At 58.7% G+C, this 12,594-nt stretch carries 9 protein-coding genes; all 9 read right to left on the minus strand.

All coding sequences use genetic code 11. The annotated features are described in order from the left end of the window. Positions 1 to 54: 54 nt before the first annotated feature. The 9 genes from ABVT35_RS06925 to ABVT35_RS06965 all read right to left on the minus strand — a co-directional run bounded on the left by ABVT35_RS06925 (position 55) and on the right by ABVT35_RS06965 (position 12,490). Entirely contained in the window at positions 55 to 3,561 is a 3,507-nt protein-coding gene (locus tag ABVT35_RS06925; RefSeq protein WP_368465549.1) for an efflux RND transporter permease subunit, read from the minus strand. Then, entirely contained in the window at positions 3,558 to 4,685 is a 1,128-nt protein-coding gene (locus ABVT35_RS06930) for an efflux RND transporter periplasmic adaptor subunit (RefSeq protein ID WP_368465550.1), read from the minus strand. The genes ABVT35_RS06925 and ABVT35_RS06930 overlap by 4 nt, the downstream gene beginning before the upstream one ends. 23 nt (positions 4,686 to 4,708) lie before the next feature. Then, positions 4,709 to 5,263, minus strand: a complete 555-nt coding sequence (locus ABVT35_RS06935) for a PadR family transcriptional regulator (protein ID WP_368465551.1) — start codon at positions 5,261 to 5,263, stop codon at positions 4,709 to 4,711. Positions 5,264 to 5,541: 278 nt separating this feature from the next. Beyond that, positions 5,542 to 6,279, minus strand: coding sequence for an SDR family NAD(P)-dependent oxidoreductase (locus tag ABVT35_RS06940; protein ID WP_368465552.1), 738 nt, complete (start codon positions 6,277 to 6,279; stop codon positions 5,542 to 5,544). A 6-nt stretch (positions 6,280 to 6,285) separates the two neighbouring features. Continuing rightward, complete coding sequence (gene purF / locus ABVT35_RS06945) at positions 6,286 to 7,758, minus strand: amidophosphoribosyltransferase (RefSeq protein ID WP_368465553.1); 1,473 nt, start codon at positions 7,756 to 7,758, stop codon at positions 6,286 to 6,288. Then, positions 7,724 to 8,305, minus strand: a complete 582-nt coding sequence (locus tag ABVT35_RS06950) for a CvpA family protein (protein WP_368465554.1) — start codon at positions 8,303 to 8,305, stop codon at positions 7,724 to 7,726. The genes purF and ABVT35_RS06950 overlap by 35 nt, the downstream gene beginning before the upstream one ends. A 51-nt stretch (positions 8,306 to 8,356) precedes the next feature. Beyond that, the gene (gene radA / locus ABVT35_RS06955) at positions 8,357 to 9,757 is read right to left on the minus strand and encodes a DNA repair protein RadA (RefSeq protein WP_368465555.1); all 1,401 of its coding nucleotides are present in this window, start codon (positions 9,755 to 9,757) and stop codon (positions 8,357 to 8,359) included. A 10-nt stretch (positions 9,758 to 9,767) separates the two neighbouring features. Then, positions 9,768 to 10,937, minus strand: a complete 1,170-nt coding sequence (alr, locus tag ABVT35_RS06960; RefSeq protein WP_368465556.1) for an alanine racemase — start codon at positions 10,935 to 10,937, stop codon at positions 9,768 to 9,770. A gap of 26 nt (positions 10,938 to 10,963) precedes the next feature. Continuing rightward, positions 10,964 to 12,490 carry a replicative DNA helicase gene (locus ABVT35_RS06965; protein WP_368465557.1) on the minus strand — a complete coding sequence of 509 codons (1,527 nt, stop codon included), beginning with the start codon at positions 12,488 to 12,490 and terminating at the stop codon, positions 10,964 to 10,966. Between the last annotated feature and the right edge of the window lie 104 nt (positions 12,491 to 12,594).

Genomic DNA, 12,594 nt, shown 5'->3' on the forward strand with positions numbered 1-12,594 from the left:
AAAAAGGCGCCGCCCGTTTGGGCGGCGCCTTTCAAGGTGCTTGATGATTTCCTGCTACTCAGCCGCATCGGGCCGCGCCAGCGGCAGATCGTCATTGTCAGCCTGTTTGCCGGCATCGTCTTTCGCCGCCTCTGTTGCAGAAACGGTTCCGGCGGTGTCGCTTTTGGACCGTGAGCGGCTGAACCAGCCGGAGATCGTGTGCCAATTGTCGGACACGTTGGTCGGAAGTGTCAGCATTGACGGGATCAGCACCAGCGTCAGCATGGTCGAGAACGCCAGCCCGAAGATGATCGCCGTCGAAAGCTGTACCCACCAGATGGAGGTGATGCCGCCCACCGAGATCGTCTGCGTGAAGAAGTTCATGTTGATCTGCAGCGCCATCGGCACGAGGCCGAGGATCGTCGTGACAGTTGTCAGCATGATCGGGCGCAGCCGCTGTGCCGCAGTCTTCAGGGCGGCCTGGCGGATGTCCTTGACGCCTTCGTCACGCAATCGGTTGAACGTATCGATCAGCACGATGGCGTTGTTCACCACGATCCCCGCCAGTGCCACGACACCGGTTCCCGTCATGATGATCGAGAAACGCTGCCCCGTTACCGCCATGCCGATCAGAACGCCGGAGATAGCGAGGATCACCGTCGAGAGCGTCAACACGGTCTGGTAGAAGGAGTTGAACTGCGTCAGCAGGATGATGAACATCATGAACAGCGCCGCAACGGCGGCCTTGGCCAGGAACTCGCCGGATTCCTTTTGCTCCTCGTCCGCACCGCGGAAGCGAAGGAACACGTTTTCCGGCCATTCCTGGGTGTCGAGCCATGCCTGTACCGTTTTCACCGCATCGTCCGGCGTTGCGGAACGTCCGTCAAACATCGCGCCATCGGCGACGCTGGCTTTGACATCCATGGCGTAAAGGCCGTCGCGGCGTGTGATGGACGACACTTTCTGCTGCGGTGAGCGTGTGATGAAATTGGACAGAGGCACCTGACCGTTGGACGTGCGCAGCTTGAGCAGTTCGAACTGGTCGAGCGTACGCTGATCCTCCGGCAGGCGGACGCGAATATCCACCTCGTCTTCCGAATCATTCGGCCGGTATGTGCCGATCAGAACACCGTTCGTCACCAGTTGGACCATCGAACCGACGCCTACGATGCCGGCATTGTAGCGGCCGGCCTGTTCACGATCGACGTCGATCTGCCATTCGATGCCGGGCAGGGGACGTCCATCCTCCTGGTCGGTCAGGATGTCCACGGTGTCGACATAGTCGCGAATGCGGCCGATGGTTGCGACCATCGTGTCGTAGTCGGTCGATTTGACTTCAAGACGAAGATCCTTGCCCGTCGGCGGCCCGCCCTCGATCTTGCGGACTTCCACCTTGATGCCCGCCATGTCGGCGGTGCGCACACGGATATCCTCGAAGATATCGACGGCTTTGCGCCGGCAGCAGTAATCGGCCAGTTCGATTTGTAGTTCACCAACGACGTCAGCCGGCTTGTCCTGCACGCCGCCAAGCACACTGCCACCGGTACCGCCGGATGCAGACGCGGTCATGACGACATTGTCGATACCGGGAATCTGCAGCACTTCGGCCTCGACCTCGCCAACGATATCCCGGATTTCGGCGGCGGACATGTTGCCGCGTGCCGAGACCAGAACAATGGCGACATCCGGTTCCTCGTCAACGAAGAATTCCACGCCCTTGTTGTTGTTGGCAAAGTAGATGAAGCTCGCGGCTGTCATCGACAGTATGGCAACAATCACCAGCGCGTTGCCCCAAAGCGTGCCGGCCGCATAGCGCAGGAAGCGCAGATAGGAACCGGTAATTCCCGGAACCTGTTTGACGTCCAGTTCGGCACGCGACGACAGCATCAGTGCTACATTGTCGGCTTCCGCAATCGGTTTTTCCTTGCGGCGCGAAGCAATGAAGCTGGTAACGCGATAGGCCAGGAACAATGCGATCGCGGCGGTCAGCACACCGCCGCCCAGCCGGATGATCGGATCAAGTTCCGCCAGCGGCCCGCCATAGGCAAAGAAACCGGCGACGGCACCGACGAACACCGCGGTTACCGCGCTGGAGCGTTTCGAGACCGCAGATGCGACCTGCGCGAAGGCGGTGCCTGTTACCGGCAGGAAGACAAGCGCCGTCAAGAGCGATGCCGTCAGGACGATGATAACCATCTTCGGCAAATAGCTCATGAACTCGCCCGGAACGCCCGGCCATAGGAGGAGCGGCAGGAACGCGGCAAGCGTCGTTGCCGTCGACGAGACGACAGGCCAGAACATCAGTTTCGATGCGCGCTTATAGGCGTCGGCGGGCACCATGCCCTCGGCGATCTTCCGGTCGGCGTATTCGGTAACGACGATGGCGCCGTCAACCAGCATGCCGACCGTCAGCACCATCCCGAACATGACCATCATGTTGACCGTCATGCCAAGCCCGCCGAGGATCAGGAAGGCGAGCATGAAGGAGCCGGGGATGGCCAGGCCCACGAGAAGGCCCGAACGCAGGCCCAACGTGCCGACAACGCAGATCATGACAAGCACGATGGCGGTCATGATCGACGATTGCAGTGAACCGAGCACCTCGAAGATGAAGCTGGACTGGTCGAGCAGGTAATTCACCCGGATCGACTTCGGCCACTCCTTGGTGAACTCCTTGACGACAGCCCGGACCTGATCATTATTTTCAATGATGTTGGTGCCGATGCGCTTCGTTACCTCGATGGAGATAGCCGGCTGGCCGTTAACGCGCGTGAAAGCCGAAGGATCCTTATAGGTCCGCCGGATCTCGGCGACTTCTCCGAGCGTTACGACGCCTTCGCCACTCTGCTTGATCGGAATTTCGAAGACATCCTGTGCCGTCTCGACAAGGCCGGGAACCTTGACGTTGAAGCGACCGTTGCCATCGTCGATGAAGCCGGCGGCGACAAGCTGGTTGTTCTGCCTCAGCGCATTGAGAAGTTCATCCTGCGTGATGTCGTAGGATTCCATCTTCATCAGGTCGAGAATGACCTCCAGAAGTTCTTCCCGGTTGCCCGAAAGGCTGGCCTCGCGAACCGATGAAATTGCCTCGATTTCGTCCTTCAGCCGGCGTGCATGCGTCGTTAGCGTACGTTCAGGCACTTCACCTGAAAGCGTTACGATGATCGTCGGCTGCAGTGCGAAGTTGGTTTCCGAAATCGTCGGCTCGTCCGCTTCATCCGGCAGTTCGGCCTTGGCCTCGTCGACCTTGTCGCGCACATCGGCCAGGACCTGGTCACTGTCGGTCTCGATGTTGAATTCCAGAACGATACCGGCGTGACCCTCAGACGCGATTGCAGTCAGTTCCTTCAGGCCGTCGATACCCCTTAGCGAGGTCTCCATCGGCCTGATGAGAAGGCGTTCGGCGTCGCGCGGGGAAATACCCTGCTGACTGATCGAGACGTAGTAGACCGGCACGTCAATGTCCGGATTCGCCTCTTTCGGAATGCTGACATAGGACATGATCCCCGCAGCGATCATGAACACCATCAGCGTCAGAACGGTTTTGGGACGCGAAATTATGGCTTGTAGGGCGGAAGTCATGAGTTGGCGTCGTCCTTGGCGGTCTGGGCAGCGGTTTCTGCTGCTACAGGCTCAACGGTTTGGCCGGGAATGACATAGTCCTGGCCGACGGTTATGACTTTGGTGCCGGGCTCAAGCCCGGTGACCCACATCGTGTCAGGCGTATGGGAGATGATGTTCAGTTGCCTGAAGGAAACCGCATCGCCGTTTTCCACAACCCGAACGCCGATCGAACCTTCATCGTCGAGGGTCAGCCACGAAGGTTTGATGCGATAGGCTTCGGTACCTTCCAATTCGATCAGAGCGGCAGCCGTTACGCCGTCACGCAGCAATCCGTCCGGATTTGGCAGCTCGACTTCAATCAGGAATGTGCGAGTCGCGGCATCGGCCGAGGGCGCAACATAGCGGATTTTTCCGGCAACGGTTTCGCCGGAGACCAACTGAACGCCCGTCGGGTCGCCCACTTTGATCTGCCCGATCTGGCGTTCCGACACCTGGCCGATGAACAACATCGGATCGGCATTGATCAGCGTGATGCAGACATCGCCGATGGAAAGATTGTCACCGGTCTCTGCGATCGGGTCCTGCACGATACCGTTGGCTGTTGCCGTGATGTCCGTGCGCGAAAGCTCGTGCTTTGCCTCCGCCAGGGTCGCAGAGGCCCCGTCCATGGCTGCTTTAAGCGCCATGACCCGCGTATCTGACGAATATCCCTTTGTCTGCAATTCGACGGCGCCTTCATAGTCGAACACAGCCTGGTCGTAGGCTGCAGTCGCACGGTTCACCGCTGTTTCCCGCACGCCGCGGTCTAGCTGACAGACAAGATCGCCGGCCTTGACGCGGTCGCCTTTCGAAACGAGTCGTTTTTCAAGCGTCCCGGATGTTTCCGCCCGCACGGGCACGATGGCATCGGCCTGCGTGCGGCCGCGAACCAGAATAGTATCGGGCCTGACTTCCGGATTTACGGTGATGTAACGAACCTTGAAAAGTGCCTCGTCACTGTCCGCCCGCTCTGCGGGAGGGGGAGTTGCATTGGCTGAGTTGGCCTGGCCGCCGACAACGATGTTTCCCGTGGCCATCCACCCCACGACGGCGCCCGCAATAACCAGCGCCGCGATATGTGATCCCTTGATGCGAAATGCCATGTGAAGGCTCTCCTGTGGTCTTCTTATTCCGCCGCTTCGTTAGAGCGGTCCGGGGCCTGCGTCAGTGCTTCAAGCCGACCCCTGTTTTCCAATAGATATTTCAAGCTTGCCTCATGCATGGTGCGGCCGTAATCCGCCACCCACGCAAGGCCGAGTGGTCCTTGTCCGATACAGCTTTCGGCCTCATCGAACATTGTCATATCTGCCTGCAAGTCTTTGATTCGTTTGTCGAGTGCGCGAACGATGGTTTCGCGATCCAGCAGTCCCGCGCAAAGCGCCATCAGCAGAAATTCCGATTTGAATGTGTCCGGGCGGGGAAGTACCTGCAGAGATTCAATCAGTTCCTCACGGCCTTTGTCGGTGATGGAGTAAATCTTGCGTGGCGGTTTGCCCGATTCATACTCTTCGCGGACCGTCACGCAGCCATCGTCCTGCAGCCTTGAAAGCGCCGGATATATCGAACCGAAGCTCGCATCGACGAAAAAGGCAAAGCGCTCCTCGGTCGACATTTTTTTGATTTCATAGCCGGTCGCATCCGAAAACTGCAGAATCGCCAGGCAAACTGTGCGTACGTTCATGGACAGGTCCCTTGTCCTTCGTTGATCTGACCCGGAAGGGACTCCATCCCGATCAGCACGAAACGATATGTTTCATGAGCATATAGTCATTCAGTATATATCAAACAAGAATATGGCGAAAAATAATATGAAATAATTACCAGCGCATATATGCGCGCCTGTTCCGGCTTGCCAATCACTAAAGATTGCAAGCTTGAAACAGTGAGAATTATAATTGATTCAACGCGTTGGATAAGGTCTCAACCCGGCGGCCCGGAAGCCAAAACCGTAGCAGGCGGTCACGCCGGATGCTGAAACGCCAGGAACCGGTCTTCCGGCACGTCGTAAAGCATGCCGGTTTCCTGCAGTTGCGGATCGGCGAGCTTGACGATCTTTGCAGCAACCTCCGAAGGGTGGGGGACGGTCATCGGGTCTTCACCGGGCATTGCCAATGCCCGCATCGCCGTGCGGGTGCGGCCCGGATTGACGCAATTGACCCTTAGCGGCGTATTGACCGTTTCGGCCGCCCAGCACCTTGCCAATGCTTCAAGTGCGGCCTTGCTTGCCGCATAGGCGCCCCAGAAGGGCCGGCAGTTATGCGCGGCGCCGGAGGAGAGCACGATAGCGCGCCCGGCATCGGAATTGTGCAGCAGCGGCTCGACGGATCGGATAACGCGCCAGGTCGACGTCACGTTTTTGGTCATGACCTTTTCGAACGCTTTCGCCTCGTAATGACCGATCGGCGACAACGGTCCCAATATTCCTGAATTGGCGACAAGAATATCCAGTTTTTGCCATCGCTCGTTGATTGCTGCGCCGAGTTTGTCGATCGCCTTCATGTCCATCAGATCCTGCGGCACCAGAGTGGCGGATCCGCCTTCTGCCTGGATGGCGTCGTCAAGCTCTTCCAGCCCGCCGACTGTCCGCGCGACGGCGATGACATGTGCGCCGGCCTTTGCAAGTTCAAGCGCTGTGAAATAGCCGATGCCGCGCGACGCGCCGGTTACCAGCGCAATTCGGCCGTTGAGGTCAGTCATTCTCGATTATCCGTGTTTGGCAAGCAGCGAAAGCGTGCGGGTTGCGTCGGTTCCATCGCGGTCCGTCAGTGCGGTCGGGTATTCGCCGGTAAAGCAGGCATCGCAATATTGCGGACACTCGTTGTTCCGGCCAGGTTCGCTGACCGCTCGGTAAAGACCGTCGATCGACAGGAACGCCAGGGAATCGACCTTTATATATTCGCGCATATCCTCGATCGACATGCGCGAGGCTAGCAGCTTGGATGTCTCGGGCGTGTCTACGCCATAAAAGCAGGACGCCATCGTGGGCGGCGATGCGATGCGCATGTGCACTTCGGCAGCGCCGGCATCGCGTACCATCTGCACGATCTTCTGCGAAGTGGTGCCGCGCACAATGGAATCGTCAACCAGCACGACCCGTTTTCCCTCGATCGCCCTGCGGTTGGCATTGTGCTTCAGTTTGACGCCCATGTGCCGAATGGAGGCGGTCGGTTGAATGAAAGTGCGCCCCACATAATGGTTCCTGATAATGCCGAGATCAAAGGGCAGGCCGGCCTGCTGGGCAAAACCGATAGCCGCAGGCGTGCCGGAATCCGGCACCGGCACCACCATGTCGGCATCGACCGGGTTTTCCTTGGCCAGTTCCTCGCCGATTTTCTTGCGCGCCTCATAGACGTTGTGACCATCGAGATTGGAATCGGGACGGGCAAAGTAGACATATTCGAAGATGCAGAAGCGCGATTTGGCTTCTCCCCACGGAAAATGGCTTTTCACGCCGTCTTTGGTGATGACGGCCACTTCCCCCGGCTTGATGTCGCGGACGTATCGTGCGCCGATGATATCGAGCGCGCAGGTTTCGGATGCCAGAATATGCGCGCCGTCAAGATCGCCGAGCACCAGCGGGCGGATGCCGAGCGGGTCACGGGCGCCGATCATCTTCTTGCCGGAAAGCCCGACCAGCGAGAAGGCGCCTTCGAGCTGTGTGACCGCGTCGATGAATTTTTCGACAAAGAACTCGCGCTCGCTCATCGCAATCAGGTGCAGCAGCGTTTCCGTGTCAGAGGTCGATGAAAAGATGGCGCCGCGCTTTTGCAGCTCCCGCTGCTTTGTCAGCGCATTGGTGATGTTGCCATTGTGGGAGATGGCAAACCCGCCGCCGGCAAATTCGGCGAAGAAGGGTTGCACATTGCGCAGGCCTTCGCCGCCGGTGGTCGAATATCTCGTGTGGCCGATCGCCCGACTTCCTGGCAGGCGGTTGAGCACGGACTGTTTTGTGAAAGTATCGCCGATCAGGCCAACATGGCGTTCGACCGAAAACTGGCTGCCGTCGTAGGAAACGATGCCTGCCGCTTCCTGGCCCCGGTGTTGAAGAGCGTGTAGGCCGAGTGTCACCACCGCAGCGGCATCTTCCTTTCCGAAAATGCCAAAAACGCCGCATTCATCTCGGAATGCGTCGGCTTCGTTGTCAAGATCGATGCTGTCTGTCTGTGTCACGGACACTGGACTCCTGGTCGCTGCCTGCATCTTCGCCACTCAGTCCTTTAAGCCTGTCCAGTATAGTCGCATCCGCGTCCTCTGGAAGAACATTTACAAGCTGCTCGCCGATGGAGTCGAGCAGCGGTTTTGATTTTGCTTCCGACACCCATGGCGGCTGCTGCGGGCCGGCGACGAGCCAGTTGAAAAACAGCATTGCGACGGCAACCAGCAATACGCCGCGTGCCGCGCCGAACAGGAACCCAAGAGTCCTGTCAAGTGCGCCGATGCGGCTGTCGATCACAAAATCCGCAATCCGCATTGTCAGAACAGAAACGACGATAAGCGCGATCAGAAAGATGATTCCCGCCGAAACACCCATGGCAACCTGTTTGTTGGTCGTATAGTCGAGCACATAGGGTTCAAGCAGCGGATAAAAATAATAAGCCGCAGCAGCGGCGGCAACCCAGGACGCGACGGACAGAACCTCGCGCGAAAATCCGCGGACCATGGCAAGGACCGCGGAAAAGAGGGTTACACCGATCAGTATTCCATCAAGTATGGTAATTGGCATCGTGTCTGAACCTCAAAGTGGCCGGAAAGGAGGGGCCGGTGTTCCTATCCTTCATTCGTCTTCGTCTTGTGCAAGCTGTGCTTTCGCGCCGGCAATTCCAACAACAAGATCGGCCAGGGCATCGACCGTATTCCAACTCCCATTGGCGCTTTTCGGCAGGTCCGCGGAGCCTTTCGGCAACACAGCACGTCCGAATCCCAATTTCTCAGCCTCCTTCAGGCGCTGTGCGGTGTGTGCCACCGGTCGCACCGCGCCAGACAGGCTGATTTCGCCGAAATAGACGCAATCGGCCGGAAGAGCAAGTCCGGCGAGTGACGAAACCAGTGCAGAAGCCACCGCAAGGTCCGCTGCGGGCTCTGAAATTCTATAACCGCCGGCAATATTCAGATAGACGTCGTGCTGCGCGAGACGCACCCCGCAATGGGCTTCGAGCACCGCGAGAACCATCGAAAGGCGCGCGGAATCCCAGCCGACGACGGCGCGGCGCGGTGTTCCGAGCGGAGAGGGCGCGACAAGCGCCTGAACCTCGACGAGCACAGGCCGTGTGCCTTCCATTCCTGCAAAGACGGAGGCACCGGGTGCCTTTTCATTGCGCTCGCCCAAAAACAGCTCCGACGGATTGGCAACCTCTCCCAACCCTTTGTCGGACATTTCGAAAACGCCGATTTCATCGGTCGGTCCAAAGCGGTTCTTGACGGTCCGAAGGATACGGTAGTGATGGCCGCGGTCGCCCTCGAAATAAAGAACGGCATCAACCATATGTTCGACGACGCGCGGTCCTGCGATCTGGCCTTCCTTCGTGACATGGCCGACCAGCACGACCGCGGCGCCCGTCTGTTTTGCGAAACGGATCATCGCCTGGGCTCCGGTTCGCACCTGCGTGACCGTGCCGGGCGCCGATTCAGCCATGTCGCTCCACAGCGTCTGAATGGAATCGATAATCACCAGATCCGGTCGGTTGCCCTGTGCGACAGTGGCCAGAATATCCTCGACATTGGTTTCGGCGGCGAGCATTACATCCGTATCGGCGGCACCCAGCCTCTGCGCGCGCAGGCGGATTTGCGCGACGGCTTCTTCGCCGGAAACATAAATGACAGAGTGGCCCTTGCGCGCCAATGCCGCAGCCGCCTGCATCAGCAGTGTCGACTTGCCGATGCCCGGATCGCCGCCGACGAGCAGGGCGGAGCCGCGCACGAAGCCGCCGCCGGTTACCCGGTCTAGCTCGGCAATTCCGGTTTCGATCCGCGGCGCATCCTCGATATCGCCCGATAGCGATGTCAGCGCCACCGGCTTTCCCTTGGTGCGCGGCTTGCCGGGGCCGCTGCCGATGCCGCCCGCCGGGTCATCCTCGACGATGGTGTTCCACTCGCCGCAGCCGTCACACTTGCCGGCCCACCGTGTATGGACCGTGCCGCAGTTCTGGCAGACGAATTGGACCTTTGGGCGCGCCATCTCGTTCCTGTCAGTCTTCCCCGGAGCGATTCACATAGAGGCGCTGGTACCTGCTGCCGAGCGATGTCAGAAGTTCATATCCGATCGTCCCGCCAGCACGTGCCACGTCGTCAAGCGCTACATTATTGCCAAACAGTTCAATAAAGTCTCCGGCTTTCAGCATGCCGTCCGGAATGTCGGTGATGTCGAATGCCGTCAGATCCATTGTCACACGGCCGAGTACCGGCAGATTTGTGCCATGCGCATGACCATGGGCTCCCCTTTCGTCATGCGCGCGCAGCACGACACCGGCACCGGAAAGGGCCCGCAGATAGCCATCGGCATAGCCGATGGAACACACCGCAATGCGGCTGTCCCGGTCGAGAATGACCGACGCACCGTAACTCACTGTTTCGCCGCGTTTGGCGCGTCTTATCGTGACAATGCGCGTTTCGGCAGTGACAACTGGTTTGGTCCTTGGTTTGACGTGGTGGCCGACAGCACCGCCATAGATGGCAATGCCTGGTCGTGTCAGGTCGAATTTGTAGTCTGCGCCAAGCAGGATACCAGCTGAATTGCTGAAGCTTGTTTCGATCCCGCCGAACGAGGAAGCGACCATTCGAAATGCTTCAAGCTGCTTGTTGTTGTGCGGATGATCGGGCACGTCGGCACAGGCAAGATGGCTCATCACAAGGACCGGAGAGAAACCAGCCGGCCGGGTGATGTCATTTGAAAGCGCAACTGCCTCGGCAACGGTTAGACCCAGCCGGTTCATGCCTGTGTCGACCTGGAGCGCGCAGGGGTGCTCGCCATTGGCGGCGCAAGCGCTCGTCCAATGGGCCACATCCTGCATGGAGGCCAGAACCGGCACAAGTTCGGCAACCCGGCAAATCTGTTCAATGCCCGGCAATATGCAGTTCATCACGTAGATACGTGCCTCGGGAGCGTGTTGGCGAACCGCGACGCCCTCATGAGCGGTGGCAACAAAAAAGTCCCTGCAGCCGGCCTGATAAAGCGCCGTGGACACCGTTTTGGCTCCAAGTCCGTATCCGTCAGCTTTAACGACCGCCGAACAACGGGCGGGGGAAGACAGTTTTTGCATGGCGCGCCAGTTGTCCACCAGCGCCCCGATATCGATCGTCAGGCGTGCCCCGTGACCTTCGTCTTTCAGATCCTCAATGCTGTGCGGCAAATCGCTCAATGATCCAGCCAGTTTGTTTAACGTTGTTATTCATGGCTGTATTGCAGGTAGGAGTTATCCGCAAGGTCTGAAAAGCGCGTGTATTCGGCCTGGAAGCCGAGAGTCACCGTTCCCGTGGGTCCATGGCGCTGTTTTGCGATGATGACATCGGCCATTCCCTTTACCTTGGTCATCTTCTCTTCCCAGCGCATATATTCCTCGGTTTTGATGTCGCTTGCGATTTCCTCCGGGGTGCGCCGCGGCTCGGTATTTTTTACGTAATATTCCTCGCGGTATACGAACAGCACCACATCCGCATCCTGCTCGATCGATCCCGATTCACGAAGGTCCGAGAGCTGCGGCCGCTTGTCGTCGCGGTTTTCAACCTGACGCGAAAGCTGTGACAAAGCGATAATCGGAACGTTGAGTTCCTTGCCGAGCGCCTTCAGGCCCGTGGTGATTTCGGTAATCTCCTGAACGCGGTTTTCGCCAGCCTTTTTGGACCCAGTCATCAGCTGCACATAGTCGACGACGAGAAGGTCCAGGCCACGCTGCCGCTTCAGACGCCGTGCGCGCGCCGCAAGCTGCGCGATCGAGATGCCACCCGTCTGGTCTATGTAGAAGGGGATCTTCTGCATCTCCTGCGAACAGCCGACAAGCAACTCGAAGTCGGCTTCGGAAATTTCACCGCGCCGGATTTTCGAAGACGAAATCTCGGTCTGTTCGGAAATGATACGTGTCGCCAGCTGCTCCGAGGACATTTCGAGCGAATAAAAGCCGACAACGCCCCCATTGACCGCCTTGGTGGAGCCGTCCGCCTGAACCTCCGGCTGATAGGCCTTGGCGATGTTGTAGGCAATGTTGGTCGCAAGCGAGGTTTTGCCCATGCCGGGACGGCCGGCCAGGATGATCAGGTCGGACGATTGCAGCCCGCCCATGCGCCCGTCGAGTTGCGATATGCCCGTTGAAATACCGGACAGCCCGCCATCGCGCTGGTAGGCGGCGCCGGCCATGTCGATGGCCAGCGCCACGGCATCATTGAAAGCCTGGAAGCCGCCGTCGTAACGACCGGTTTCGGCAAGTTCGAACAGACGCCGCTCCGCATCCTCGATCTGGTTTTGCGGTGGCATGTCCAACGGTGCGTCATAGGCGATATTGACCATGTCCTCGCCGATGGTGATCAGCGAGCGGCGCAGCGCCAGATCGTAAATCGCACGGCCATAGTCTTCCGCATTGATGATGTTGACGGCTTCGGCGGCCAGGCGCGCAAGATATTGCGCCACCGTCATGTCACCGACCTTCTCATCGGCCGGCAGGAATGTCTTGATGGTGACCGGATTGGCGGTCTTGCCCATGCGGATAATGTCGCCGGCGACTTCGAATATCTTGCGGTGCAGCGGCTCGTGCAGATGACCCGGTTTCAGAAAGTCCGAGACACGATAGTAGGCGTCATTGTTGACGAGAATGGCACCGAGCAGGGCCTGTTCGGCTTCAATATTGCCGGGTGCTTCGCGGTATAGCCCGCCACTGTCGTCGTTTCCTGCCTCGCCAATCTGTCTTGCCGGATCGCTCATCGCCGTCTTTCTTTTTTTCAATCCCTGCCGGATCACTTTTTGTGCCGGACAGATATAACGCCGTTGTTTCGGTACAAGAATCTCTAAGATGGCACACACGCGCA

This window comes from Hoeflea sp. TYP-13 (assembly GCF_040932035.1).
GTDB lineage: Bacteria > Pseudomonadota > Alphaproteobacteria > Rhizobiales > Rhizobiaceae > Hoeflea_A.